Source organism: Oleiphilus sp. HI0079 (assembly GCF_001635105.1).
In genome coordinates this window covers 1-26,996 of record NZ_LWFT01000025.1, presented here as the reverse complement: position 1 = coordinate 26,996, position 26,996 = coordinate 1, and the positions used below count along the sequence as shown (strand labels likewise).

The following is a 26,996-nucleotide window of genomic DNA, read 5'->3' as shown; positions in this document are numbered from 1 at the left end:
TATCAAGCGTAAACGCTTGTTTGCAGCGCACCCCCTTGAACAGAATGTGATCGATCATGTAGCGCCTGTTTTCAGTGATGTCATATCGCTCGCAAGCCGTCAGAACGTTACTACTCTGCGTTTCTTTTTCTAACGTCTTTAGCACCGGAGACGAACGATAGTCGTTAAAATCCCCAAGCAAGACTACGGCATCGACATTCTCAAAACTGTTATGTGCCTTTACGATTGCATGCGCCTGCATCATGCGTTTGGCAGATTTCTTCGGCGAGTCATTGCGCTTTGATAACAAATGCGCAGTCACGAAACCGACCTTTCGCGCGTCAATTTCAAGAATAATGCCCAACACTTTTGACAGTCTTTTCGGCTTATAGCCTTCAACCATGCCCGACGGGAACCCAAAGTCTGTAATCAAAACAGGCTTGCCAAGCTTTGAGAGAATCGCGACATCTTGTCCTGTCGCCGTATCGCGACCTTGACGAAAGCTGGCCACCCACTCACTACCAAGTTGCGCAGCAAATTCCTCGGCAACCTGTTCATTCTCAATTTCCGAAAGTGCAAGCACATCTACGTCATACTGGTGAAGCAAACCCGCATAAAACCGTAACTCTTGAGTATATGCGCTTTCACTAGGGTCGCCTTTATTAAAACGAGCTCCATCCACTCGTCCATCGTGCGGCGTCCATAGCCATTCAGCGTTTAAGGTTGCGACCCGAAAGCTGAACTCCTCTCCATTTGCCAAACTGGGGAGTAGCGCAAAACACACGAAAAACGCCAATATGACATGGATCTCGGAGGGCAGGATTCTAGGAGAACAGATGTTTACTTTCTTCTGCGAAACCATGCCCTACCTCTTGATAGTAATTGAACGCGACGTCTGCACCATGGTTTAGCAACGTTTCACGCTCATCATCGTGTTGCGCAATCGCAGCAATTCGACCACTAAAACCAGCCAACCTCAATTGTTTTATGATGTTGATAATCTCATCTACATTAGGCGTAGCGAGCATCACTAGGCGAACGGTAGAGAGGTCTTGCGCTTCCCAGAACTCGTAGTCGTCAGCATCACCGTGCACGACATTGTTAATGCCGACGTCGGTCAACAGGGCAACGCGATGTTTATCAACCTCAACGCCCCATACATGTTCAATTCCCTGGCGTTCAAGCGATTCACAGACACCACGCCCTACCCGTCCCATGCCAATTACCAGCACATTTGCTCCTGGCACCTTTTGAATGGTGGAAGAATCGGTCGCCTTCTGCCTTTGAAAGCGCAGTAAGAACGGCGATAGTCGCGCGTAAAACACGTGAGCGTTTTTATAGAGAAGCGAGGTAATGACAAACGATTGCGCTGCCGTAATGGCGAGTACGACAAGCCAGACTTGATCCAGCAAGCCTTCTTTAACACTAAGCGCGACCACGATCAGACCAAACTCACTGAAGTTCGCTAAAAGCAATGCAGACAAAAATGCGGTTCTCGCTCTAAACGCCAAAAGACTTAAGACACAATAAAATAAGAGGAACTTGAGAGGCAGCAAAAGTAACAAAAGAGATGCCAAGAACAACATGTACGAGTCTGGTAACGCACTCAAACCTATACTCAAAAAGAACGCGATTAGGAACAGGTCTTTAAAGCTGATTAACGATTTATAGAGTTCGCTCGCCTTTGGGCTCGTCGCAACAACCATGCCCACTATTAAGGCGCCAAAATCCCCTTTCACACTCACTAGCTCAAACAAAGCATACGCGCCTAGAGCGAGCATTAGCCCGGCTAGTGGCAATAGCTCGCCGTGCCCGGTAGCAGCAAGAATTTTATCGAGCAGTGGACGAATAAGAGGTAACAAAAGAAGCAAGACTGCCCAAGGGCTAGGTAAAACTCCCGTTGCAATAACCAAAAACCCAACGGCAACTAAATCTTGAATAATGAGTATGCCTACAGATATCGTAGCTTGGCGACTCCGAATTTCGCCGGCTTCCTCAAGCACCTTGATAACACAGACCGTACTACTAAAACTCAATGCAAAGATGAGTATGGCCGTTTCGAGCATGGTCAAATCAAAGAGTAAGAGGCCAAGTGCCCCCATTGCCCCATTGATTAACAAACAAGCGATCATCCAAAGGCCCATGTGGCTCAGCGCTGACCCCCATACTTGGCGCGCGATAAGGTCTTTTATGTTTATCTTTAAACCGATGGTGAACAGCATGAGGGTAATGCCAAGATCCGCTATAAGCTGAACATCGGCCGTTAAATTGAAGCCAGCTAAATGCAGGGCGAAACCGGCAAATAAATAACCGACCAAAGGGGGGAAGCTGAACTGTTTTGCTAAGAGACCAGCAAAATACGCACCCAATATAAGCGCAATCGTCATCTGATTATTTTACTTAAAGAGTTATTGTTGTTGGTTAGTATAGCGACTTGAGAACAAATGTTCGTCTAGGGCTGAACGAAAATTCGCGGACGCCTTCATGCTCTTGAGTATCCAGTAATGCCCGCTCACCATTCGGTCTATATAAAGGCTGTCGACAGGGGGCTGAAACAACTCAAGATGTTTAAAAAATAAACCCGTGTGTTTGGCGCTTTCTATATGCAGTTGTGCAGCGCCATAATCAAATGATTCGCCCATAAACGGTTTAAAAAAGATATCTCGCCAAACTTTGTAGTAATCGGCGCCGGGGCTTGGCTTGTTTGCGACACGAGCACCAAGTCGAATCAGCGCTTCGTCAACCAATGCGTAGGCTTCGTCAATACTAAACACGACCGCATCTCGATAAGCTTGAACAATCTCCGGCTTGAGGCTTTTCACACACCCAAAGTCATAGACCACAACCGTGCCATCTTTTCGGAACGCGAAATTGCCAGGATGCGGGTCGCCATGAATACAACCAAAAACAAACAGCTGGTTGCCAAGCATATCGAATAGCTTGTTGGCGAGCTTTTCGCGCTCCTGGTCTGTGTACCCCAATTCATGGAGCTCATCGATTGAATCCCCTTCAACGAACTCAAGCGTTATCACGCGCGCAGTCGAAAGGCTGTCCAAAACTTCGGGAATCACTATGTGCTGATCTTCACGATGAAAATCATGAAACATTTTTAGGTTCTGCGCCTCTAGCTCATAGTCCAGCTCTTCGTTAAGGCGCTCTTGAAGCTCGCTAAACAGCCGATCTACACTTTCTTTCGGCATTTTGAGTAAGCCGCCAAGTTTCAACGTAAGCTTTAACTGTTTTAAATCAGAGTTTACCGAACGAGCAACGCCCGGATACTGAACTTTAACGATCACGTCCTTACCATCATGCGTGACGGCTCGGTGCACTTGACCAATGGATGCCGCGGCATAAGGTTTTTCGTCAAAAGATTGAAACAAGATCGGTAGCGAATCGCCAAGCTCACTCTCTACCTGCTGTTTAATAACTTTAAAATCGACCGGTGGCGCTTCTTTTTGGAGCTTCTTTAAGGCCTCAGAAAATTCAGCCGGCAAAAAATCCTGCGTTTGCGAGACAATTTGCCCCACCTTCATCACAGCGCCTTTCAACTCACCTAAGGTCTCGGTGATGTCCTCCGCCATTTTTCCATAAGCAACTGACTTACTGTCTTTACGCGTTTTCTCATCTTGAACAACGTCTTTAATTTTTTCGCCAGCGTAACGTGTCGCTACGCTTGCGGTCATACCCGCTAGTTTAAAAAAGCGTTTTGTTCTGCTCTTTGCAGGAGTTTTATTAGACGCCACGAGTCGCTACTCTGATTGGATCAAAGTCATGCTCGGAAGAGCCGCAATCTAAGCGAAGAAGTAAAGTGTCGTTATTTTTTAACGTTCCAACGCCCTTTGGAGTTCCGGTCAACACCACATCTCCCTTGCGCAGGGTGAACGTAGTCACGATCTCCGTTAACAAGGTTTCAATATCAAAAAGCATATCGGACGAGGCACCAAGCTGCACCGTATCCCCGTTAAGACTGAGAGAGAACCGAATATTCGCAAGATTCTGGTTATCAAAACGAATAAATCGGGTGAGGTAAGCGGCGCCATCGAACGCTTTAGCGCGCTCCCACGGATGGCCCTTCTCCTTTAACTGCGATTGCAGCTCCCTATCCGTAAGATCAAGCGCTAAGCCAATACCCGCAATCTCAGGTTTGACGCGCCCTGAACCGCTTAATCCAGGCTCCCCAATTAAGATAGCCAACTCAGTTTCATAGTGGATGCCGTCGCGCGGGATCTTTAGAATACTTTGATCCTGAATACTCGACTCAGGCTTTATGAACAAAATTGGAGAGCTGGGAATCGGATTATTAAGCTCGCGAGCGTGTTCTGCATAATTTCGCCCGACGCATACTACCTTAGAGCAAGGAGCATCGAATTTTGTTTCATCCAACCAAACTACTGAGTACAACATCCATTCCTTTTTCATTTAATGACAGCAAAGTGGCAACTAAAACCAAAACTACATGAGGTTTGATTTACAACACACCGACGCCTCAATCGAATATCTTGCCGGGGTTCATCACGCCTTTAGGATCAAAAACCTGCTTTATGCCCTTCATTAGGGCTATCTCTGCGTCACGACGCGTATAACGCAAATAATCTTTCTTAACAAGGCCTACGCCGTGCTCTGCCGAAACACTGCCGTTATACTTCTCTACGATATCAAACACCCACTTGTTCACTTTTACGCACTTTGCAAAGAACTCATCCCTTGCGAGGTCAACAGGCTTAAGGATGTTTAGGTGAAGATTTCCATCTCCGATGTGACCAAACCAAATGATTTCGAAATCTGGGTAGTGCTTGGTCACCACATCGTTAATTTCTGTCAGAAACTGGGGAACCTTTGATACAACGACGCTAATATCGTTTTTGTATGGCGTTCTAGGGGCAATGGACTCCGAAATACCTTCGCGTAGACGCCATAAATTGTTTGCTTGCGTTTCGCTTTGACTAATGACGCCATCAACTACCCATTCGTTTTCAACACAATGTTCGAACAACTCCATTGCGGAGTCCATAACCTGCTCGGTGGTGCATTCGAACTCGAGTAACGCATAATATGGCGCCGAACTTTCAAAAGGAGCTGGCACATCAGCATGTGCTCGAACGTGCCCCATTGCTTCGTGAGAGAAAAACTCATACGCAGTCAGGTCGAGTTTGCTTTGGAAGGCCTTCAGCACATCCATCGTATTTGTTATATCGTTCAGGCCAAGAACAAGCACGGTAAGATTGTCTGGTTGGCGGGTCAATCGCATCGTTGCCTCGGTAATCAGGCCAAGGGTACCTTCAGCACCAATAAACAAGTGCCGCAGGTCATACCCCGTGTTGTTCTTAAGCAAGTCGGAATTCAGATTTAGAATCTCGCCTGCCCCGGTAACAACGGTCAATCCCAATACCCAATCACGAGACATGCCATATTTGATCACTTTGATCCCGCCGGCATTGGTCGCAAGGTTGCCGCCAATCTGACTCGAACCAGCAGAGGCAAAGTCCACCGGGTAATACAATCCCTGCTCCTCTGCAAAATCCTGAAGCTGCTGCGTAATCACACCCGCTTGTACCTTGACGCTTCGATCGCTCGCACTAAAGTCAACGATCTGGTTCATGTAATCAAAACTAATCACCACTTCGCCGTTCGAGGCAACCGCTCCACCGCTTAAACCAGTCCGGCCACCAGATGGTACAATCGAAAATTCTAACTCGTTCGCAAGTTTCACAATGGCTTGAACCTGTTCAGTACTTCTCGGGAAAGCGATCGCTAACGGCGCCACCTCATACATCTTTGTCCAGTCTTTGCCGTGACTTTCAAGCGAATCAGAGTCAGTTCTTAACTTACCCTCATCCAGAACAGCCTCGAGTGCCAGTAAAACGTCATCGCGAGTTGCCATGTAAACCTCTATCTACCGCGTTAAAAATATTCGCCAGATTGTACACATCTCTAGCAGTAATGCACCTCGCGAAGGCTTCGCTTAAATATGCGCTATGAATATTAATTATTTACCGAGAAACAGTGCCATTCGCAGAGCAGAATAGCTACCGCCACACGGAGTTATGATAGAATATGCGCCCTCTCATTATTGTCGCTTCGCGTGATCAACAAAAAATCAACGCGAGCACTGCAACATAAGGGTATCAGGAGCTCATGGCAACTACGTCTTTAGACAAAGCAAAAATACGTTTTCTACTGTTGGAGGGTGTTCACCAATCCGCCGTCGAAACACTAAACAAAGCTGGCTACACCAACATTGAGTATTTAAAAACTTCTCTTTCGCAGGAAGATCTTATTGAGAAGATCAAAGACGCGCACTTCGTTGGCATTCGTTCACGCACCCAGCTTACAGAAGAAGTTTTCGCAGCAGCAGAGAAGCTCATTGGCGTAGGTTGTTTTTGTATTGGGACGAACCAAGTTGATCTTGAGGCGGCGACACGCCACGGCGTAGCCGTATTTAACGCACCCTATTCAAATACGCGAAGCGTGGCTGAGCTCGTTTTAGCAGAAGCCATCTTATTGCTCCGCGGCGTTCCTGACAAAAATGCGAAAGCGCATCGTGGTGTTTGGTTGAAATCAGCCGCAAACAGCTACGAAATTCGTGGTAAAAAGCTGGGCATCGTTGGCTACGGTAGTATCGGCAGCCAGCTGAGCGTCCTTGCTGAGTCTCTTGGCATGAAAGTGTATTTCTATGACGTCATTACCAAACTCCCTCTTGGCAACGCCCGTCAGGTCGATAGCCTGAAAGATCTGTTCGAGATGTCCGATATCGTTAGTCTGCACGTCCCAGAGACGCAAGCGACACAGAACATGATTGGCGAGGCAGAACTTGCTCAAATGAAGCAAGACGCAATCTTAATCAATGCCGCCCGAGGCACCGTGATTGATATCGAGGCACTTTGCACTTCTTTAAAAAATAAGAAGTTGCTTGGCGCAGCCATCGATGTATTCCCTGTTGAACCAAAGTCCAATGATGAAGAATTTCTATCGCCTCTTCGCGAGTTCGATAACGTTATCCTCACTCCACACGTCGGAGGGAGTACAATGGAAGCACAAGCCAATATCGGCTTGGAAGTTGGCGAAAAATTGGCAACCTACAGCGACACGGGTACCTCAGTCACCTCTGTAAACTTCCCAGAAGTTGCGTTGCCTGCACACCCCGGCTACCACAGACTGCTTCATATTCACGAAAACGTGCCTGGCGTGATGTCTGAAATCAACCAGGTATTTAGTGAAAACAACATCAACATCTGCGGTCAATTCCTACAAACCAATGAAAAGGTTGGCTACGTAGTTGTCGATGTAGACAAAGAATACAGCGAGCTAGCGCTAGAAAAGCTTCGCAACGTTCGTGGCACAGTGCGAGTGCGCGTGCTTTTTTAGTACTCGGGGCACCTGCATTGCAACGTCCATAAAAAGGCCCTTAAAAGGGCCTTAAAAGGGCCTTTTCTAAATCGGACAAGGAAGTTATTCGGGAATCACTTCAATTTGGTCCTTGTACTGAGCGCTAAACCCAAAAACTGCGTTTGCAAATAACCCACCAAGTACTTCCGTGAAGGCGTCAAATTTCAACCCTCTCTGAACCGCCCCAACAAAATATGTTAAACAAAATTCTAAAATTTCTGGGGCCTGCTTAGCATCAACGATACGATAAGCCTTGCATATCTCCGTGAACATAACAGACAGCTGGTACTTTAAAAATTGAAATTTCACGTCCAGAGTTGGTAGTTGCTGTGACGCGATAAGTAAGATATTGAGCTCTTGAGTGACCGCAAGCTGTAAGTCATAAGTTTGCGCAGCAACATGCGGCGATTTTCTAATATTAATGCCGATACGCTGAGGGCACGGACCTTCAACAATACTCTTATTCATGGACTTTGGCAGAGGCTTCAAGGTATCCATATCCTTTAAGATACAATCACCATGAACAATCCCTTGATCATCAAAAACCAAGATAGCGCCTGCATTTTCAATCGTAGGCTGCCCATGCGAGTAACCTAAACCAGAATGAAGTTCCCATAATGCTGCATACTTTCGCGAAAGATACTCAATAAAAACAGGTTTGAAGTTAGCTGTAGAATCAAGGTAAAGCCGAAGATTCCTACGATAGTCTGGCTGAAGTGGCGTTGTATAGATACTAAACCCCCATTCACCCTTATCGAGATTTGTAATCCGTCCTGCGCATACATATCTAGGAGTCCGAATTCCAGACCGAGCAACGTCCTTTGTCTTCTCTATCTTACTAATAAGGCTATAAGGCCCCTTAGTCGCATAACTCACACCAAGAGGCGTTGCGTTATCTTCATCTTCCACACCTTCGTCCGAAACATAGATTACCCCGCCCGGGTTACGCCCGTGCTTTCTCTGATATTCACCATATTCTCTATCAAGTAAGGGGTCATTAAGCGTCAACACCTTTCGCTTGGAGTCAAACCGCACCAAACCAATACCGCCGATAACATACATTGAGTTGCTCTTCGGGTGCACAAGCGTAATGTTGCGAGAGATCTCACTAACACCTGGGCTCTCAACCAGTACCAATTCATGCTTACACAGCAAAGCAGAATCTCCGCTTTTTACGAACTCCAACAGGCATGATTCAATCGCTTTTTCAGCTGCCGTGCTCGAATGACACTCGGCAGTTCTCGCTTCTTTTCCTATTGGGAGTAATTCTATCTCGTATGGCGCTCGACAATTTTCCAACGGAAAATTATCAAAACAAACACTTTGATTTTCATTACTGATTTGCATTTCAATTCGATAATCTGACATCAACTAGCTCAATTCCTTTTTAACCAGAGGGAAGCCTAAGGCGCGTCAAACAAAATGACAATTACGCGTTGCTAGCAACGAGAACCAATTCCCCTCAAACACAACCAAGCAACCGCTTGCTTCACTGCATTGTCTGCGGTAAGTTACTTCCAAAGCATAAGCACAACCACCTTCGGAAATTTAAATGGCTAACCTTCATGCACACTATTTTGGCGAAACTCAAAATTTGGTACGTAATACCGTTAGGCGGTTTGTTGACCAACACATCATTGAACATATTAATGATTGGGAGGAAGCGAATGAGTTTCCAAGAGAGCTCTACAGCACTGCCGGTGAGGCTGGAATTCTAGGAATTGGCCACACAGAGGAATGGGGCGGTAGCGGTGGCGATATTTTTTGTAAGGTAGCGGCATCCGAAGAGCTCATGCGCTCAACTTCGGGCGGTCTTGTGGCAAGCCTAGGATCGATTGATATCGGACTCCCCCCAATAGCTAAATGGGGATCCAAAACGCTGAAAGAGAAAGTGATACCCAAAGTAATTAGTGGCGAGAAAATCATTGCACTTGCCATCACTGAGCCTTCAGGCGGCTCTGATGTCGCGAACATCAAGACTCGCGCCGTGAAAGATGGCGACCATTACATTGTTAATGGTTCAAAAACATTTATAACCAGCGGTCATAGAGCGGATTACTATACCGTCGCCGTGCGCACAGGCGGCGATGGCTACGGCGGTATCAGCTTACTATTGATAGAGCGCGACACCCCCGGATTCAGCCGGGGCAAAAACCTTAAAAAAACTGGCTGGTGGGCCAGCGATACGGCTGAGCTATTCTTCGATGATGTTCGCGTACCAGCGGAAAACCTCATCGGACCAGAAAACTCTGGTTTTATCGCGATAATGTCCAACTTCGAGATGGAGCGTCTTAGCCTCTGCGTTATGGCAAACATGACCGCAGAACTAGCTCTAGAAGAGTCACTAAAGTACGTTAAAGAGAGAAGTGCATTTGGTAGACCGATTGGTAAGTTCCAAGTCACCAAGCACAAGCTCGCCGAGATGGCGACAGCGCTTGAAGCAAGCAAAACCTTTACATACTCGCTAGCCGCGGCAATGCAAGAGGGTAAATCAGTAATAAAAGAAATCTCAATGGCAAAGAATTTCGCGACGCAAACCAGCGACAAAATCACCTATGACGCAGTGCAAATATTTGGCGGCATGGGCTATATGCGCGAATCAAAGGTCGAAAGACTCGCTCGCGACAACCGAATTCTTTCAATTGGAGGCGGCACCTATGAAATCATGAACGAAGTGATCGCCAAGCAACTCGGCCTCTAAGCTGCTTGTATACTGAGCGTAGTTTATGACCTTAGGGTTAGCGCTCGGTCTAAGGCCGCAAATACCTTTTGACGATAAGATTCTGACTCTCCTACCAGATGATGTCCTGCGCCATCAATGGTCACTGCACTTCCAAGCGGAAACAACTTTCTGTACTGCGCCAAGTTATAGCGCCAGTCCACCGTTGTATCTTCCGTACCTTGAATAATCGTGACATGCTCACTGTCAGGCACTACTGCCCGAGCAAGCATATCAGGAATCCATTTTCGTAACGCGCCAACCCAATCAACTGACAAACCATCGTGCTGCAGCTTATCGTGATCGCGGATAAACGTTAGAAAATCATCGTCGTGCGAATTAACCATAAACTTACGTGGCCAATATGCTCGACGACCATCGAGCAATGAGTGCATCAGCAGTGCCTTTGTCCAAGCCACAGGGCGAAGCAGAGGCGCTAACAAAACAACACGCCAATCGTGAACATGTGATTCGAGCTCTCGCCTGAGATCTCCGCTAAGAGCGTCTGCGAGAATAGCCCCCCCAGTACTCTGCCCGATCAAAAAGCTTCGCATATCTCGATGCAACTCACTATTCACCACACTCTTAATCGCTGCTTGATACTGCGAGAAACAACCAATAGCGGCCCGCGCACCACTTGACAATCCATGTCCTGGCAAGTCAAACGCAACCACGCGCACCCCATGCTGGAGCAAATGGCGAATGAGGTGATGATAAAGGCCTGAATGATCGAAATATCCATGCACAATCAATGCTTGCACTGGCTCACGATCTTCCGTAATCGAATCTTGTGCTGGCTCAAACGTCTGAACAACTAGGTCAAACTCAGAAGAAGGAACGACTCTAATCGATTGCTCCCGGGCAAGACCCTCACTAACAAACTCAAGTCCGTAAGTCTCTGCATACGACTTATACAATAAGCCTGCATGAGATTGCGGCTTATTGCTCAGTTGGAGTTTTTTTGTACTTAAAGCCAGTAGTAAACGGTCTCTATCCCAAAACATGCAAACAGGGTCTCACTCAAATTCGGTTTAACATTCTTTGTAACTGCAAACGCACAAAACACGACAAAATTAGATACAATCAGCTGCATAAGATAACCAGTCGGTTACATAACAAGCGGTCACACAAAACCGCTCAACCTGATTCGTATTACTTGATAACTATAAGCTAATTATAACTAATTAAAGAGAGTCGGCCTGATGAAAACCAACAATAAAGAATTAAGTGTGATCGATGTGGTCGTGGCAACGACCGTAAGCTGTATCTTAATCGGCTTCTTGTACCAGCATTTGTATTATTGACGCACCAAAGCTAGCCCAAAGTGCAGATTGGCTCATCTAATTAAAATCAGAGAAAACACGGAGGGCTGCAGCATCAAAACCGATACGGGACTGCTTATCTAAGAGCATAAACCTTCCATCCTCCGCAATCGGCTTTAATACGGGCTTAGTGCCACCGTAAACACCAACATCTTCTGCGTCTCCCCAAGCAGAGTTCCACTCAATATTCTGGCGGAATCGAACCGCAATGTTACGAGGGTTGCGGGCAAATAACACTAACGCATTCCCTTCTCTATCCCCCATCACTTGCACTTCGCTTATTTCGGAGAAGCTCGAATCAAGCTTTATTACTGACGGGATGACAAAAGCACTATTGGAGTCGACGGGAAATAAGCCTTGCGCGCTGACTGTATACTCTCCGCCTTGCTGTGATATCCAAGTGAAAAGCACTTGACCGTCATCAAAAACGAACACGTCACTATCAACAACAACAGCGTTTGCATTCTTGGCTATTGGACTCGGTGTTGACCAACTAGCACCGTTGAACTTGGCAGTGAAAAAGTTTCGACCAAAACCTGCTCCGGCGCTCCAGCCAACAACGCCCCGTTGCAAATAATCGAAGCCTCCACTTATGTCTTCCTGAAGAGTTCCGCTTGCTTGAATCAACCTCGCATCCGAAGAGAGCCCATTATCTCTTTGATACACAGCATGCTCCAAAGCATATTGCTCGTTTGCTGCCTTCGATGTATCCGAAGAAACGACCAAGATATCTATCCGGTCATTTCCGTAGTCAACAACCTCCACTTCAACAACGGCGAGCGAACCGCCTCCTACAACTTCGCTACCATCGATGGTCGGGGCACTATTCGACGCGACCGAAAAACTGTAAACGTAAAGTTGTTCATCGTACAAATAAGAAACAAAGCCGGAGCTCGCGCCTGTCATGTGTATTCCAAGCGATGTAATAGAGTTGGCCGCTGAATGAGAAACAAAATTTATACGCGGGTAAATCTGATCCCCACTTGCGCAGCGCAAATAAACACCCTGCAGTGACGCAGTTTCTTTGTAAGACCAAGTAGCACAATACTCATTACCAAAGATACTGGTCGAAAAATCAAGTACGTCGTTTGAGACATTGCTACCTCCGTCAACTCCATCAACATAATCTAAGCGCACAGCTTGACCGACAAGAGATTGGCTGTCTTGATTAAACTCTTTGATATATAAAAGTGAAAGCGCGTCAATAGCCTGACTTTGTTGTAACCAAGCAACGTATCCCTGATCATCCGCAGACACAAAATCTACTTTGGATACATTGAAGCCATTTGAAAGAAAGTCGTTATTAACATCGACAAAAGAGCGCCATTCTCCATCAGCGGTGCCAAACTCAATAGAGTTTGGAGATGCAAAATTACCTGTAGTAACGGAGCCATCAATAGGTGAAATGCTCTCTATTGGCGATAAATCTCGTATCCCGGCACCAAACTCTAACGAATAGAGAGACCATAGCGCTAGGCGACCTTGGGGCTCGACGAATACCGTGGTCGCAGGGACTTCATCAATCACGGTACGTGTCTCAGTGTTCTTAACGCCATCCTCGTCGATTGTTTCGCGTACTACTTCTGTGCGCGAGCGCGTAAAAATGACTTGTGACTCTGTTAGATTGATCGCTCTCTTATCGACATCGAAGCGATTAAAATCTTTCGACCCCAATAACGAAGTTTCAAAAATATTCCGAGACTTTAACGAGTTAAGCGTAACGTTTTCACTGAGCGTAGAAGAATCAAGCAATTCGTCATAGTCGAATCTAAATTGGGAATTTGTGGGAACCAACGTAGCCGCAACTTCAGGTGGCTCTACGCTACGTACGCGAGGCGCAACATTATCCACTTCGTCGTCAGGAAGCACAGTACCATTATTTGATGAAGAGCAACCTGAAAGAGCAACAGAAGAGACAAACAGACTTATAGCAATGTTTTTAAACAATGAGACCAATCCAAAAGAGCAATTATGTTGAAGCGTGTCTTATAGAAATATCGTAACCCGAAGAGCAACAAATTAAAGGAACGAAGTTCCAGTTCGAAAAGAAAACTTAAGCGCCGAACTAAAACCTGATAACCATATCAAAAAAAACCGCTCAAACGAGCGGCTTTAAAACGGAACTAAACCAACAAACCAGTAATCAGTGTCCTGATATCGTCCAGTTCGTGTACGTTTCCATGTCGGTCCAATACAGCTCGCCAATTGACACACCAGTGTCCCCAAACGATAACGCGCCAATTTCACGGTCACCTTTGAAGATGGTATTCATTGCAACGCCGTCAAGACCAATATCATTGGCCATAGCTACTGGATTAGCATAAGCCGACCCACCGGCAGCAGCGGCTAAACCTGCGGCATCAAAGCCCGCCGTATTTCTTACAGCAAAGATCTGACGCTTGGACTGCGCGAAACCGAAGGCAAAGTTACCATCCAAGTCCGTCACATCGCCACGCACGTTGTTAATCTTCATGTTATCGACCTTAACACCAGAAAGACCATCCCAGTTATCGATGTAAACATCAAGATCCGTCACATTAAAATACGTATTCCAGTTAATCTTCGAATCTGCCGCGCCAATTGTTGGCGTTGCTGTACCTGTTCCGAAACCATTACCATTGTTTTCGATATGGATGTCCACCGGCCCAAGATAACCATTGATGGATAGATCGGAGATCAACACTGTTGTTCCAGTATCACCATCGGGATCAACCCCATTCGAAGTGTGACCCGTAAAGCTATCACCAATCGAATCACCCGCAGCAAACGTTGAAGCAGCTAGACCAACAGCATCAATGCTAAAGTTGAAATCTTTCCCTTTCGTCCAGCCATTACCGAACAGATCATCAAAACCAACATCGCCAAGTGCTGAAGCAGCACCGGCATTTAGCGTCGAATCTGTAGACATCAACACGTCTAAGCCGCCAAGCTTCTCCCACGCATCTTTATAGCTAACGTGGATCAGTAAGTCGCCATCACCATAGGTCTTTTTACTATCAATCGACATAGGACCTGTTGTGGTCGCGTTTGACTGAATTAGACCCGAAGATACCGCATCGGCAACCGTGATCTGACCTGACTGCGCGTCCAAAAACTTAGTTTCATCCGTGTTACCCGCAGCAGACGCTGCAAGCGCTTGAATTTCCGCTACTTTTCTGACGCCTGAAAAACCGGTTTCAAGATAATTGTCTGCGATACCGTTTGCCGGATCGATCAGGCCAGAACCCGCAATATCGAGTTTCACGCGAACATTATCGAAATAACCACCAGGATCAACGTTTTCATTTGCACCAAAACTAATGCCATTCAAAAATATACTACCAGCGTCTTTATACATAAATTCGCCGATCGTGTATTTTGTTTCTAGATCAATCGTCAAACCGGCTTGGCCAGTTAACGCGCTCATTGCTGAGTCGTCTAGAGACTTTAGTTCGGCATGAGCACTTAGGCTTACCCCTGCGATCGCAAGAGACAAGGCCGTTTTTTTTATCGTTTTCATACCCTTCTCCTAACTCCCTACTTGTCTATAAAGAGCCGCTCAAAGAGCGGCTCTTTCCCTGAGACAACCTTCGTTACACCAAATTACTAGTGTGCAGAAATAGTCCAGTTAGTGTAGCTCTCGATGTCAGTCCAATACAACTCACCGATTGAAGTACCAGTGTCACCGAATGACAATGCACCGATCTCCATATCACCTTTAAAGGTAGTGTTGATCGCTACGCCGTCTAGCCCAAGGTCGTTAGCCATTGCTACTGGGTTAGCGTAAGCCGCTCCTCCAGCTGCTGCAGCAAGACCCGCCGCATCAAACCCAGCCGTGTTGCGCACTGCAAAGATCTGACGGTTGGACTGTGCAAAACCGAACGCGAAGTTCCCGTTAAGATCCGTTACGTCGCCTCGAACATTGTTAATTTTCAAATCAGTGATTTGAACACCAGCAATATCCAGGTAAACATCAAGATCGGTCACGTTAACGTAAGTGTTCCAGTTGATCTTCGAATCTGCCGCGCCAATTGTAGGCGTTGCAGTACCAGTACCGAAACCATTACCTTTGTTTTCGATATGGATATCAACAGGCCCAAGATAACCATTGATAGAAAGATCAGAGATCAATACTGTAGTGCCAGCGTCGCCATCAGGATCGATACCGTTTGCAGTGTGCCCAGTAAAGTTATCACCAATTGAATCTCCCGCAGCAAACGTTGAATCAGCAAGGCCGATTGCATCAATGCTGAAGTTGAAATCCTTTCCTTTCGTCCAGCCATTACCGAACAAATCATCAAAAGTAACGTCGCCAAGCGCTGATGCTGCACCAGCGTTCAAGGTCGAATCAGTGGACATCAACACGTCTAAGCCACCAAGCTTCTCCCACGCATCTTTGTAACTAACGTGGATCAGCAAATCACCATCACCATAGGTCTTTTTGCCTTCAATAGACATAGGCCCAGTAGTAGTCGCATTCGCCTGAATAAGACCTGCCGATATCGCATCCGTTACCGTGATTTGTCCCGACTGAGCCACCAAGAACTTGGCCTCATCTGTGTTTCCTGCAGCGGCCGCCGCAAGCGCCTGAATCTCAGCCACTTTCCTTACGCCGGAAAAGCCGGTTTCAAGGTAGTTATCTGCTACACCGTTTGCTGGGTCGATCAAGCCAGAACCCGCAATATCGAGTTTCACGCGAACATTATCAAAGTACCCACCTGGGTCGACGTTTTCATTTGCACCAAAACTAATGCCACTCAAAAATACACTACCGGCGTCTTTGTACATAAATTCGCCAATCGTGTACTTCGTTTCTAGATCGATCGTCAAACCGGCTTGACCGGTCAACTCACTCATCGCTGAGTCGTCTAGAGACTTTAATTCGGCATGAGCACCGACGCTTGCTCCTGCAATTGCAAGAGACAAGGCCGTTCTTTTTATCATTTTCATACCTTACTCCTAGTTTCTAACTTTTTTCAAAAAAAAAGCCGCTCTTGAGAGCGGCTTTTCCTCTGAGACTTAACTCATTACACCAAGTAATTAGTGTGCAGAGATAGTCCAGTTAGTGTAGCTCTCGATGTCAGTCCAGTACAACTCACCGATTGAAGTACCAGTGTCACCGAATGACAATGCACCGATCTCCATGTCACCTTTAAAGGTAGTGTTGATCGCTACGCCGTCTAGACCAAGGTCGTTAGCCATTGCTACTGGGTTAGCGTAAGCCGCTCCACCAGCTGCAGCCGCTAGGCCTGCCGCATCAAAACCAGCAGTGTTACGTACTGCGAAGATTTGACGGTTAGACTGTGCGAAACCGAAAGAGAAGTTACCATCTAGATCAGTAACGTCACCACGTACGTTGTTGATTTTCAAATCAGTGATCTGAACACCAGCGATGTCTAGGTAAACATCAAGGTCAGTTACGTTAACGTAAGTGTTCCAGTTGATCTTAGAGTCTGCAGCGCCAATTGTTGGAGTAGCAGTACCAGAACCGAAACCGTTACCGTTGTTTTCGATATGAATATCGACTGGGCCAAGGTAACCGTTGATAGAAAGATCAGAGATCAATACTGTAGTGCCAGCGTCGCCATCTGGGTCGATACCGTTTGCAGTGTGACCAGTGAAGCTGTCGCCGATTGAATCGCCAGCAGCGAACGTTGAATCAGCAAGACCGATAGCGTCGATGCTGAAGTTAAAGTCGACAGACTTAAGACCAGAAGCAAGAACGCCTGCGTAAGTAAGATCACCTAGTGCAGAAGCAGAACCAGCGTTTGGACCAGCAGAATCAGTAGACATAAGAACAGCTAGACCGCCTGGAGCAGCTTTCTGCCATGCATCTTTAAACGATACGTGGATAAGTAGGTCACCGTCACCGTAACCTTGCTTACCAGCGATAGTTTGAACAGCAGCGTTAGCGTCTGTAACACCTTGAGTGTTGTCAACTATGCCTGCAGCTTGAAGATCAGCAAGATCAGCAGAACCAGCGTTTGCTTGGCCGAACTTAGCAGCGTCAGCGTTGCCAGCAGCAGCAGCAGCAATAGCTTGAATACCAGCTAGATCACGAACACGTGAGAAACCAGTGTCAAGAGAGTTATCAGCAACACCGTTAGCTGGATCGATCGCGCCAGCACCAGCGATGTCTAGCTTGATGCGGATGTTATCAACGTAGCCAGCAGCTGCAGCAGCAGAAGCAGGAGTTTCGTTTGTGTTAGCACCCAAGCTGATGCCGCTCAAGAATACAGAACCAGCGTCTTTATACATGAACTCGCCGATGGTGTATTTTGTTTCTAGGTCGATAGTCAAACCAGCTTGACCAGTCAACTCACCCATTGCTGAGTCGTCTAGAGCTTTAAGTTCTGCTTGTGCGCCAGCTGAAACAGCAGCGATTGCAGATGCTAGTGCAATTTTTTTCAGGCCTTTCATATTATTCTCCTAATATTTAGGTAAGAACGCTTCTTCTTAGATACTTTGTATTCTTAAGTTGAAGCAACATTTTATTGTTAGTGTTTCGTTTTGTTCCAGTCGGCTTTCGCTAACCAGTGGAGCCATATTAAGTAAATCAGAGGTGCGTTTCCGTGAATGCCCTCACAAAAAGTTACGCGCAGTTACATTGAATACCTTATTTACATTTTTTGACATTCCAGACGCAACTGCTTACGGATACAGATAAACAGGGTGTTTGTTTTGCTATTTAACGGTCTCTACGGTGCTTTTAACGAAAAAGGCTCGCTGGTTAGCGAGCCTTTAAGCTGGGGTGCCTCAAAGATCATTCTATTTAACGCTGATAGTAAACCGGCTTCATTTCGCGCTCTGTCGGCTGACCCATCTTCACCTCGCCATCAATTACCCCATAAGGATAGGTCCAGCTGCGAGCCCAACCAGCAATATGTTCAGAAGCAACAACGATCTGTCTTAGGATTGTGCCGTCATCAAGCTTTCGGCCCGTGACGTAGATAATCCCAACGGCCCACTGCGTACGATTCGCCGCAAGGCCCTGCAATGCTTTAACCAATGCCTCGAGTGCAACCTCCTGGGGCATCTCGTCCTGCCCATCTACACGAATCGCACGGAAATTCCCATCAGGATCCAAGGTCATTCCCATGGGCTTGAACGAACCGCGCTCTAGCAAATCCGGCTCATTTCTTTTGAATGCGGCAACCATCATATACTTTAGCTGTGCAATCGCTTGCTCTTCGGTGACTTTCGCGCGTTTGGACTGGCTCAACCCAAGATCGGTCACCGCCTCTCCTGTTGGCTTTTCGACCATATCTTCAATACTTGGCTTCTTATCTTCTGCGAATACGCTGATTGATGTTACTGCCATCCCTATTGCGAGCGCGCTAAAGGTCAAGAAAGAGTAAAACGATTTATACATTACAGGCTCCAGGCGATTATCTATTAGATTTGGATCAAGCCGGTTGGTTCAAAAAACAGAACAGGCTAATATGCGCGACAACTAGCCGCAGCGAATGCGGTAAACTTATAGACACGTACTTAAAAAATCCACCCAAGCTCCTGTTTTATTTGTCAATTAGGTCACAGTCTCAAAGATGTTTAAGTTGGTAGCTTTATCGTTATGGAACAGAAAAACGTGCGAACACGCCGACATACACTAGGTCAGTCTCAACTTTCACACCTACTCTCACAACTTGACCATAGCGTCGCGCTGGTAAGCGGTGGTCAGCCCTTAACACAAGACACGAAAAGCCAAGAATCTCGCAAACCTGAAAAATTCAGTATCTACTCTGGGCTGCCTCTTCATATTGAATGCAATAGCACGAAGCTCGCACTCCCACCGAGATTAGACACAACAAGCGAAGGACACCTTGCCGAACTCCCTTTTCTCAAAGGATGGATTGGCGCAAAGAGCTATAGCGAAGGTCTAGACTTCTTTGGCTACTACACATGGAGTTACACCTATTGCCATAACAGCGGCAAAGGTATCTTCGTTTTTTCTGACGAATGCAGCGAAGAAATTGAGCAAACAATACTAGAGCTAGTGAATACAAATATTAATACTAATACTACGCATACCGTTTCGCGCTCTTATAAACGGCTTGCAGACTTCGACTGGGTTAAGTCACAAGACTTTAACCGATATGCAGACGCATTCACGAAGTTGCAAAGCTACATTTTGGCAGGCGACTGTTACCAAGCAAACCTAACCCAGCGATTTGAAGCACCGTGCGACGTAAGCAAGATGGATCTAATCGATATTTTTTTTAACGGAGTAGATAACTCACAAGCAAACTATTGCGCTTTTATTCAAATAAGCCGAGATAATTATCTACTTTCTTTCTCGCCAGAGAAGTTTATCGAAAGTAATCACCGGCAGTTAGTCAGCAAACCTATAAAAGGTACAGTTAAAAGCAACGGCGAAATCACCGATTGCGAGCGAGCGTTACTGCTAAACGCGAAAAATAGAGCGGAGAATCTAATGATCGTCGACTTGCTTCGCAACGACATGAGCAAGGTTTCTGAGCTTAATAGCGTAAAAGTGCCCAAGCTTTTTGAAATAGAAAGCTATGAGAACGTTCACCATCTCGTCAGCACAATATCCTCTTCACTCAGTAGCGGCATATCGGAGTTTGAGGCGTTTTGCGCCGTTTTCCCGGGCGGTTCGATCACCGGCGCGCCCAAAAAGAGAGCAATGGAAATTATCGATGAGCTTGAGGTGCACCCGCGTCGCTACTACTGCGGATCTGTTTTTTATTGGGATTATCGTGGTAACTTCGACTCTAACATCCTGATACGAACTGCAGAAGTACTGAATAACACGCTATATTGTTGGGCGGGAGGAGGCATAGTGGCCGATTCGGAGCTCGCGTCAGAATACCAAGAAAGCATCGACAAAATACGCCACATAACCGGACTAGAGAAATAGATGTGCGAATCAGTTGCTACTGATCTTTCGTGGCCCCCAAGAGATCGTCATGGTCGCTAGACGCGTCGCTTTCAATCGATGCAACCTCTGATTCTTGGCGTTCATCGCGATTGCCTTCGCCCTCCCCGTTAAAACCACCCAGCTCTAGCTGCTCAGACACTTCGCGCGCAATCGCATCAATATCTCGCATTTCACTCAGAGGAGGCAGTTGCTCGAGGCTGCGCAGGTTAAAATAATCCAAAAACTGTCTCGTCGTTGCATATATTGCAGGCCGACCCGGGACCTCTCGATGCCCAACCACTTTTATCCATTGTCGCTCCAACAACGTTTTAATGATGTGCGAACTTACCGCAACGCCTCTTACCTCTTCGATCTCGCCTCTAGTTATTGGCTGACGATACGCAATTAATGCAAGCGTCTCGAGCAACGCGCGCGAATAGCGTTGCGGCCTTTCTTCCCATAATCTAGCAACATAGCGCGAAACATCAGACACAGACTGAAATCGATACCCGCTAGCTACTTGCACGAGCTGAACCCCCCTACCCGCGTAGTCCATTTGTAACTGAGCAATAGCATCTTTAATTTGACTCTTAGATGGTTGCTCACGCAGCTCAAACAGCGCATGGAGTTTTTCGAGACTTAAGGGCTTGTCGCTCGCCATAACAAGCGCTTCGACGATATTCTTTAACTGAGTCGAAGAAAAAACAGATTTGCCATCAATGGGCGCGTCGATACCCACATTCTCGCTTGAATGTTCATTCTCATTTGTTGAGTTTGTTCTATGCTGATCACTCATGCCGTCTTAGGCTACCCTTGATTCTAAACAAAAAAGCTATGAAGCCATGCGCGCCCGAACATGAATTGCGCCAAAGGTGTTAACTTGAATTAGCTCAAGTAACTGCTCTTTTACTAGCTCCATAATCGCCAGAAAAGTAACGACAACCCCTTGGCGACCTTCCTCTGGAAGAAAGAACTCTTCGAATGGCTGATAAGCAACATCAGAGAGTGCACTGAGGATAGAGGACATTCGCTCACGAGTTGAGAGCGTTTCGCGCTCTATATGATGGCTTGAAAAATGATCCGACCTTTCTAAGACTCCTTTCAAGGCAATCATCAGGTCATCCAAGCTCACATCAGGACCTTCATTCGCTTGCGCATCAATCTGAGCCTCAACGCGCGTAGAAAAGTAATCTTGGTCAAAACGAGGCAGCGCATTGATGTCTTCGGCTGCCTGTTTATAACGCTCATATTGCTGAAGGCGACGAATTAGTTCTGCCCGTGGATCAATCTCTTCACCATCTTCTGCTTTGGGCTTGGGAAGTAGCATTCTTGATTTGATCTCGGCTAGCATTGCTGCCATCAACAAATACTCCGCAGCGAGCTCAAACTTCATAGAACGGGCAGCCTCGATGTACTTCATATACTGGCGCGTGATCTCACAAACATCGATATTTAGAATATCCATGTTCTGCTTGCGAATTAGGTATAAGAGCAGGTCGAGCGGCCCTTCAAACGCTTGCAAGATTACCGAAAGCGCATCAGGGGGAATGTATAGATCTTGCGGGATTGCAGTAACCGGCTTTCCATCAACAAAGGCTAACGGCAAGTCTTGCTGAACACCGCTAGTATCCGTCGACTGTCCAGCGACTGGCCCGCCCGTCGATTTTCCTAATGATAATTTAGAAGACTCCGCTACCATAGCTTTTTCCGAGTGCGGTATCAGAGACCGCTTAGCCCTTAACTGCCAAAAGAAAGCCCCATAACCTGTCGAACTTCTTCCAGGGTATCTTTGGCCGCATCCCGCGCCCGTTCACGCCCCTCTACAATGATACTTTTCACCAAATCCGGGTTTTCTTCATATTGTTTCGCTCGCTCTCGGATGGGCTTCTGTTCAGCGAGAACGGCCTCGATAACCGGCTTCTTACAATCAAGACACCCAATCCCAGCGCTCTTGCAACCTGTTTGTGCCCACTCTTTCGTTGAATCATCTGAGTAGACTTCATGCAGTTTCCATACGGGACACTTATCTGGATCACCGGGATCACTTAAGCGCACGCGCTGGGGGTCTGTCTGCATTGTACGGATTTTTTGCTCAACGATTTCTGGCTCCTCTCGCAAGGCTATCGTATTACCATATGACTTTGACATTTTTTGCCCATCAAGCCCTGGCATTTTTGATGCCTTCGTCAGCAAGGCTTGCGGCTCAGGGAGTACCACTTTACCACCGCCTTCAATATAGCCAAACAGGCGCTCACGATCGCTGATCGTAATGTTTTGCTGGTCTCTAATTAGCGCGCGCGCTGTCTCTAAAGCTTCATCATCACCCTGCTCTTGGAAGCGCTTCTGCAAATTTCGGTAAAGCTTAGCGCTCTTCTTACCCATTTTTACAATAGCCGCCTCTGCCTGCTCTTCAAAACCCGGATCTTTTCCGTAGAGGTGGTTGAAACGCCGAGCGACTTCACGCGTCAATTCGACATGTGCGACCTGGTCTGCACCGACGGGCACGAGCCCCGCTCGATAAACCAAAATATCAGCACTTTGAAGTAGCGGATAACCAAGGAAGCCATAAGTAGCAAGGTCACGCTCTTTAAGCTTTTCTTGCTGATCTTTGTAACTAGGCACACGCTCAAGCCAACCGAGCGGCGTCATCATTGACAGCAATAAATGCAACTCTGCATGCTCAGGAACATGAGACTGGACAAACATCGTCGCAGAACTTGGATTAATGCCAGCGGCGAGCCAGTCAATCACCATATCCCACACACTTTGCTCAATATCGTATGGTGCTTCGTAGTGGGTTGTAAGTGCGTGCCAGTCGGCAACAAAAAAGAAGCATTCGTAGTCGTGCTGTAGCTCGACCCAGTTCTTCAGTACACCGTGGTAATGGCCCATATGTAGCTTACCTGTAGGCCGCATCCCTGAAAGAACACGCTTCTGTAATTCTACCGAACTCAAAACTAACTCCTAGAAAAAATGCAAAGCGCGAGTATACAAGTTTTTGGTAATACCGCTAAGCGCTTTATTAAACGCCTCGCTCAGTCTCTTGCTTGACGCATTGTGACAAACTCTTCCGCTGCTGTCGGATGAATACCTATCGTCGTATCGAACTGAGACTTTGTAGCACCAACCTTAATAGCGACGGCAATACCTTGAATAATCTCGCCTGCCTCAGGGCCGACCATGTGCGCTCCAACAACCCGATCGCTTTTTGTCGCTACAACCAACTTCATCATACTGCGCTCGTTACGGCCCGACATTGTATGTTTCATTGGCTTAAAGCTGGAAACGTAGACATCGACATCATCAAATTCTTGTCGCGCCTCTTCTTCAGTGAGGCCAACTGTTCCAATATTGGGTTGGCAGAAGACTGCAGTAGGAATGTTGGAATAATCTACAGGCTGTGCAACAGAATCAGCAAAGAAGTAGTTCGCAAGGTACATTCCCTCAGCCAACGCCACCGGCGTGAGTTGGACGCGATCAATTACGTCGCCGATCGCATAAATGCTCGGGATATTCGTTTGGTAATGATCATTTACAAGAATCGCCCCAGACGCTGCGCATTGAACACCTGCATTCTCTAAGCCTAAGTCGTTGGTTTTAGGTATTCGTCCAATGGCCGAAAATATCTTTCCTGTGTTTAAGGTGTCGCCTGAGGTCAAACTAACTCGAAAGTCTCCACCTTCTAACTCATCGACTTGCTCGATATTGTTATTTAGCACGACCTTGACACCCTTGTTTTGAATCTGCTCTGTGACAAATTCAACTACATCCTGATCAAAGCCTCTGAGTATCTGTGGTCCGCGCGTAACCAAGGTCATGTCAACGCCAAGGCCCTGTAATATGCCAGCTAATTCAACTGCGATATAACCTCCACCTTGCATAACGGCGGTTTCAGGCAGGTCATTCAAAAAAAAGAATTCGTTCGAAGTCAGGACGTGCTCCGCCCCTTTAAAACTAGGCTTACGTGGCCAGCCTCCGGTTGCTACCACAATTCTCTCTGCTGAATAGTTCTTGCCATTCACATCGACGGTATGCGCATCCACCAAGCGAGCGCGCCCGGAAATAATCTGCGTACCACTGTTAGTCAGCAAACCTTCGTAAATACCGTTAAGGCGTTCGATCTCACGGTTTTTGTTGGTAACCAACTGCGCCCAATTAAGACTAAGCTCACCTGAGCTCGACCAACCGAATCCAGCGCCGTCTTCAAGCTCCTCTTGAACATGAGAAGCATAGACAAACAACTTTTTGGGAACACACCCCACATTGACACAGGTACCTCCGAGGTCGCGATCCTCTGCTACAGCTACACGAGCGCCCATTGAAGCAGACATGCGAGCCAATCGAACTCCACCAGAACCGGCACCGATTACGAATAGATCAAAATCAAATTTGGACATTAGAGAATCTTTCTAAAAGAGATTAATCAAAGGCTTTAAACAGCACACTTTCGGTTACGTCACCGAGAGGCACACTGCCAAGTACTTTATAACCAAGACCTTTGTAAAAATTGAGATAGCGGATATTTCCAGTATCTAAAGCAATACCTTTTGATGCAGGATTCTTTGCACAGACACCTTCCACTGCCTGCATCAATTTTTTCCCGTATCCCAAGCTGCGATACTGGCCGTCAATTCCTATAAGGGGTAGCTCATGATGCTGCCCCTTGGGCAACAAGCGATGAATCTGCTTGTGGTATTCGAGGTATCGCCAGGTGCTCTCGGAACCAGCGGTTAGCAACATACGCATACGCCATGCAAACTGCCGATTTAGATCAATACGGAGAGACGGGCTCCCTACGAGCGCCACGCCAATTAAGTGATTATCAAGCGCGAGACCAATGACTTCCTGCTCAAGAGAGAAATGCAGATTTATAAGCTCTCGGATGGTCGCACGCACACGCTGCTCGTAACCCGATCTCTCGGCTTGAAACAGATATTTAAACGTGGGTTCATTTTTATAGGCTCGAAATAAAATAGCCTTCGCTTCCTTCAACGCACTCGCATCAAGTCGCACAACACGCGCTTCGATCTCTTCAGTAGTCACTGGCATTGTTAGCGGCCCTCCCATCCAACGATGAACATGTAATCCGAGCTTAGGATGCTAATGTTAAGCGAGCACTAACAACACCCGGTCGCTCTTGTTTTTCAACTGAAATCTGCTCTACCTTTACGTTAACGGAGGTTTCTAAAGCACTCAACCACGACACGAGCACATCAAAGGAAACCTCCTCAACCCACACTTTCACTTTATTTTCACCACTCGGTTCGAACCTTTTGAGGCTTAGCTTTTGCCTTTTTGCCAAATTGGTGACGGTAGAAACGAGTTGCTGACTGTTAAGTATAGCGCCAGAGTTTGTCGAGTTCGAAGAAGCCTTGGCAAGCACAGAACGCGATGAACGAACTAAATCTAACAATTCAGCGCGCTCCTCAAGCATTCGCTGAGACTCGTCCATATAAGCCTTTGCTGGCATCCACAACGCAAAGTAAGCAAAAAATATCACACATGCAGCAGCAAGTATTTTTAAGCTCTGCTGTTCACGCGCCTCAAGCCCTTCCCACTTGAGTTTAAGACTGACAAAACTCTGTCTATTCATAATATTTGTATTCCTGAGACCGAGTAACCCGAGACCAAATGAGAATGCGCCGCTTAGCTTTGACTAACACTTAAACGTCCTCTGTAATACTGATCTTCTTGTACGGCGGAACTAATTTTCGCTGACAGCCCAGCCTCGACAATCGCATTCTTAAGCTGGTCCATCTGCTCAAAGGTTTTCGCTCTTAGCTCAATCACCAATTCGCCACGCTGAGCACTGTATGAAATAGCCGTAAAGTTTATCTGACCACTGTTTTTGCGTTGTTGATATTGATAGCCAGCCTCGCCAAGCAGGGTCATAAACCCGGCATCAGTAACTTCGTTTTGAGATTGCCGCAACTTGCCTTTAATAATACGGGCCAACCTTGATACAGAGACATTCCTGGCGCTCGGAACAGCTTGCTTGTAGGCGGCTAACGCTTGCTGTCCAAGCTCATCAGCCTGCGCCTCATAGTGCATTCCCTTTCCAATAAACACACCTAATTGAATGAAAAACGCAAACGCTGCAATAGCCGCCACCCAAGCCCATTGGCGCAGATTGCTGCCTCCTTCTGTCTGAATTCGAAGATCACCTTGGCACAAGTCTATCGACGGCGCACCGGAATGAAAATACGACTCAGCTAACAGCTCGAGAGACGAAATGCTCAAAGACTCTACCTCCAGCTCCACACCTGGGTATTGCTCCAACTCAGCCAAAAGAATCTTATGATCCGAATCACCATTATTGTGATCAAATACCTTTACGCGGTGAGCTTGTTCGCTCCCTTCGCTTGGAATCAGCAGGATACTATCAAGGAGAGGTGTGAGGTTTTGCGTCTGAATACGCAAAGACTGGCCTTCGGAACGGACGAGCGCCCATTCCCCATCAAGACTGATGACGGTCTCATAGTCCTCGAAAGGTAGAAGATCCGAGTCGACATGCGCAGCATTGAGGGTTATCTCAGGTTTAGCTTCAAGTACATCATCATAAAACCCAAGTAAAAGCGCCTTCTCAATACAGTGGACATCTACACCGCCTTTGCTTGAGCCTTTTGATGTTGCGAAATGCAGAAGCTCAATGTCGGTAGCTACCTTATCCTCTACCGCAAAAGCAAGCGCTTGCTGTAAAAATCTTGCACTTTTACCGGGCACGCTAACA

At 46.8% G+C, this 26,996-nt stretch carries 22 protein-coding genes; 3 read left to right on the top strand and 19 right to left on the bottom strand.

The genetic code is table 11. The annotated features are described in order from the left end of the window. From A3750_RS00605 to A3750_RS00585, 5 genes are all read right to left on the bottom strand, one after another. Positions 1-841, bottom strand: an 841-nt coding sequence (locus A3750_RS00605; RefSeq protein WP_156498267.1) for an endonuclease/exonuclease/phosphatase family protein, incomplete at its 3' end; no start/stop codon positions are given. Beyond that, on the bottom strand, positions 804-2,366 hold the full coding sequence (locus tag A3750_RS00600; RefSeq protein ID WP_068547929.1) for a cation:proton antiporter family protein: 1,563 nt from the start codon (positions 2,364-2,366) through the stop codon (positions 804-806). The genes A3750_RS00600 and A3750_RS00605, both read right to left, overlap by 38 nt. 21 nt (positions 2,367-2,387) lie before the next feature. After that, positions 2,388-3,662, bottom strand: coding sequence for an AarF/ABC1/UbiB kinase family protein (locus A3750_RS00595; RefSeq protein ID WP_068458830.1), 1,275 nt, complete (start codon positions 3,660-3,662; stop codon positions 2,388-2,390). A 49-nt stretch (positions 3,663-3,711) separates the two neighbouring features. Continuing rightward, a complete protein-coding gene (locus A3750_RS00590; protein ID WP_068547928.1) occupies positions 3,712-4,383 on the bottom strand; it encodes a fumarylacetoacetate hydrolase family protein in 672 nt (223 codons plus the stop codon). A gap of 82 nt (positions 4,384-4,465) precedes the next feature. Next, positions 4,466-5,860 (bottom strand): FAD-binding oxidoreductase, encoded by a 1,395-nt coding sequence (locus A3750_RS00585; RefSeq protein ID WP_068547927.1) that lies wholly within the window; start codon positions 5,858-5,860, stop codon positions 4,466-4,468. 254 nt (positions 5,861-6,114) lie between these two features. Between A3750_RS00585 and serA the strand changes: the two genes are divergently transcribed. Next, positions 6,115-7,344 carry a phosphoglycerate dehydrogenase gene (gene serA / locus A3750_RS00580; RefSeq protein WP_068458828.1) on the top strand — a complete coding sequence of 410 codons (1,230 nt, stop codon included), beginning with the start codon at positions 6,115-6,117 and terminating at the stop codon, positions 7,342-7,344. Between the two features lie 84 nt (positions 7,345-7,428). Here the strand turns inward: serA and A3750_RS00575 are convergent, their stop codons facing one another. Beyond that, the gene (locus A3750_RS00575) at positions 7,429-8,733 is read right to left on the bottom strand and encodes a hypothetical protein (RefSeq protein ID WP_068458829.1); all 1,305 of its coding nucleotides are present in this window, start codon (positions 8,731-8,733) and stop codon (positions 7,429-7,431) included. A 184-nt stretch (positions 8,734-8,917) separates the two neighbouring features. Between A3750_RS00575 and A3750_RS00570 the strand changes: the two genes are divergently transcribed. Then, positions 8,918-10,066 carry an acyl-CoA dehydrogenase family protein gene (locus tag A3750_RS00570; RefSeq protein WP_068547926.1) on the top strand — a complete coding sequence of 383 codons (1,149 nt, stop codon included), beginning with the start codon at positions 8,918-8,920 and terminating at the stop codon, positions 10,064-10,066. Positions 10,067-10,089: 23 nt separating this feature from the next. On the opposite strand, the gene A3750_RS00565 is transcribed toward A3750_RS00570, so the two are convergent. From A3750_RS00565 to A3750_RS00540, 6 genes are all read right to left on the bottom strand, one after another. Further along, positions 10,090-11,088 (bottom strand): alpha/beta hydrolase, encoded by a 999-nt coding sequence (locus A3750_RS00565; RefSeq protein ID WP_068547925.1) that lies wholly within the window; start codon positions 11,086-11,088, stop codon positions 10,090-10,092. Between the two features lie 336 nt (positions 11,089-11,424). Next, positions 11,425-13,353 (bottom strand): hypothetical protein, encoded by a 1,929-nt coding sequence (locus tag A3750_RS00560; RefSeq protein ID WP_068454687.1) that lies wholly within the window; start codon positions 13,351-13,353, stop codon positions 11,425-11,427. 196 nt (positions 13,354-13,549) lie between these two features. Next, the gene (locus A3750_RS00555; RefSeq protein WP_068454684.1) at positions 13,550-14,905 is read right to left on the bottom strand and encodes a DUF6160 family protein; all 1,356 of its coding nucleotides are present in this window, start codon (positions 14,903-14,905) and stop codon (positions 13,550-13,552) included. Positions 14,906-14,991: 86 nt separating this feature from the next. Next, positions 14,992-16,335: a DUF6160 family protein gene (locus A3750_RS00550; RefSeq protein WP_068454682.1), complete on the bottom strand. Its 1,344-nt coding sequence runs from the start codon at positions 16,333-16,335 to the stop codon at positions 14,992-14,994. Between the two features lie 90 nt (positions 16,336-16,425). Further along, a complete protein-coding gene (locus tag A3750_RS25555) occupies positions 16,426-17,805 on the bottom strand; it encodes a DUF6160 family protein (RefSeq protein ID WP_068464214.1) in 1,380 nt (459 codons plus the stop codon). Positions 17,806-18,157: 352 nt separating this feature from the next. Beyond that, positions 18,158-18,757, bottom strand: coding sequence for a hypothetical protein (locus A3750_RS00540; RefSeq protein WP_068464217.1), 600 nt, complete (start codon positions 18,755-18,757; stop codon positions 18,158-18,160). 201 nt (positions 18,758-18,958) lie between these two features. Here A3750_RS00540 and A3750_RS00535 point away from each other — a divergent pair, with 201 nt between their 5' ends. Continuing rightward, entirely contained in the window at positions 18,959-20,266 is a 1,308-nt protein-coding gene (locus A3750_RS00535) for an anthranilate synthase component I family protein (protein WP_068464220.1), read from the top strand. A gap of 16 nt (positions 20,267-20,282) precedes the next feature. Here the strand turns inward: A3750_RS00535 and scpB are convergent, their stop codons facing one another. The 7 genes from scpB to gspL form a co-directional block, all read right to left on the bottom strand. Further along, positions 20,283-21,062, bottom strand: coding sequence for an SMC-Scp complex subunit ScpB (scpB, locus tag A3750_RS00530; protein WP_082863169.1), 780 nt, complete (start codon positions 21,060-21,062; stop codon positions 20,283-20,285). A gap of 36 nt (positions 21,063-21,098) precedes the next feature. Further along, complete coding sequence (locus tag A3750_RS00525; protein WP_082863170.1) at positions 21,099-21,965, bottom strand: ScpA family protein; 867 nt, start codon at positions 21,963-21,965, stop codon at positions 21,099-21,101. Between the two features lie 38 nt (positions 21,966-22,003). Further along, positions 22,004-23,221, bottom strand: a complete 1,218-nt coding sequence (locus tag A3750_RS00520) for a tryptophan--tRNA ligase (RefSeq protein WP_082863171.1) — start codon at positions 23,219-23,221, stop codon at positions 22,004-22,006. Between the two features lie 80 nt (positions 23,222-23,301). Further along, complete coding sequence (gene gorA / locus A3750_RS00515; RefSeq protein ID WP_068455191.1) at positions 23,302-24,663, bottom strand: glutathione-disulfide reductase; 1,362 nt, start codon at positions 24,661-24,663, stop codon at positions 23,302-23,304. Positions 24,664-24,685: 22 nt separating this feature from the next. Beyond that, positions 24,686-25,315, bottom strand: coding sequence for an N-acetyltransferase (locus A3750_RS00510; RefSeq protein WP_068455207.1), 630 nt, complete (start codon positions 25,313-25,315; stop codon positions 24,686-24,688). 43 nt (positions 25,316-25,358) lie between these two features. Beyond that, positions 25,359-25,859, bottom strand: a complete 501-nt coding sequence (gene gspM / locus A3750_RS00505) for a type II secretion system protein GspM (RefSeq protein WP_068455193.1) — start codon at positions 25,857-25,859, stop codon at positions 25,359-25,361. A 53-nt stretch (positions 25,860-25,912) separates the two neighbouring features. Then, a partial coding sequence (gspL, locus tag A3750_RS00500; protein ID WP_068547924.1) for a type II secretion system protein GspL occupies positions 25,913-26,996 on the bottom strand: 1,084 nt, incomplete at its 5' end.

Bases quoted from the DNA above. Each gene is read 5' to 3' on its own strand.
- A3750_RS00535 (WP_068464220.1), top strand. From the start codon at position 18,959: ATGGAACAGAAAAACGTGCGAACACGCCGACATACACTAGGTCAGTCT.
- A3750_RS00510 (WP_068455207.1), bottom strand. From the start codon at position 25,315: ATGCCAGTGACTACTGAAGAGATCGAAGCGCGTGTTGTGCGACTTGAT.
- A3750_RS00565 (WP_068547925.1), bottom strand. From the start codon at position 11,088: ATGTTTTGGGATAGAGACCGTTTACTACTGGCTTTAAGTACAAAAAAA.
- A3750_RS00585 (WP_068547927.1), bottom strand. From the start codon at position 5,860: ATGGCAACTCGCGATGACGTTTTACTGGCACTCGAGGCTGTTCTGGAT.
- A3750_RS00595 (WP_068458830.1), bottom strand. From the start codon at position 3,662: ATGACCGCAAGCGTAGCGACACGTTACGCTGGCGAAAAAATTAAAGAC.
- scpB (WP_082863169.1), bottom strand. From the start codon at position 21,062: ATGAGTGATCAGCATAGAACAAACTCAACAAATGAGAATGAACATTCA.
- A3750_RS00575 (WP_068458829.1), bottom strand. From the start codon at position 8,733: ATGTCAGATTATCGAATTGAAATGCAAATCAGTAATGAAAATCAAAGT.
- A3750_RS00600 (WP_068547929.1), bottom strand. From the start codon at position 2,366: ATGACGATTGCGCTTATATTGGGTGCGTATTTTGCTGGTCTCTTAGCA.
- A3750_RS25555 (WP_068464214.1), bottom strand. From the start codon at position 17,805: ATGAAAGGCCTGAAAAAAATTGCACTAGCATCTGCAATCGCTGCTGTT.
- A3750_RS00550 (WP_068454682.1), bottom strand. From the start codon at position 16,335: ATGAAAATGATAAAAAGAACGGCCTTGTCTCTTGCAATTGCAGGAGCA.
- A3750_RS00570 (WP_068547926.1), top strand. From the start codon at position 8,918: ATGGCTAACCTTCATGCACACTATTTTGGCGAAACTCAAAATTTGGTA.
- gorA (WP_068455191.1), bottom strand. From the start codon at position 24,663: ATGTCCAAATTTGATTTTGATCTATTCGTAATCGGTGCCGGTTCTGGT.
- A3750_RS00590 (WP_068547928.1), bottom strand. From the start codon at position 4,383: ATGTTGTACTCAGTAGTTTGGTTGGATGAAACAAAATTCGATGCTCCT.
- A3750_RS00555 (WP_068454684.1), bottom strand. From the start codon at position 14,905: ATGAAAACGATAAAAAAAACGGCCTTGTCTCTTGCGATCGCAGGGGTA.
- A3750_RS00525 (WP_082863170.1), bottom strand. From the start codon at position 21,965: ATGGTAGCGGAGTCTTCTAAATTATCATTAGGAAAATCGACGGGCGGG.
- serA (WP_068458828.1), top strand. From the start codon at position 6,115: ATGGCAACTACGTCTTTAGACAAAGCAAAAATACGTTTTCTACTGTTG.
- gspM (WP_068455193.1), bottom strand. From the start codon at position 25,859: ATGAATAGACAGAGTTTTGTCAGTCTTAAACTCAAGTGGGAAGGGCTT.
- A3750_RS00540 (WP_068464217.1), bottom strand. From the start codon at position 18,757: ATGTATAAATCGTTTTACTCTTTCTTGACCTTTAGCGCGCTCGCAATA.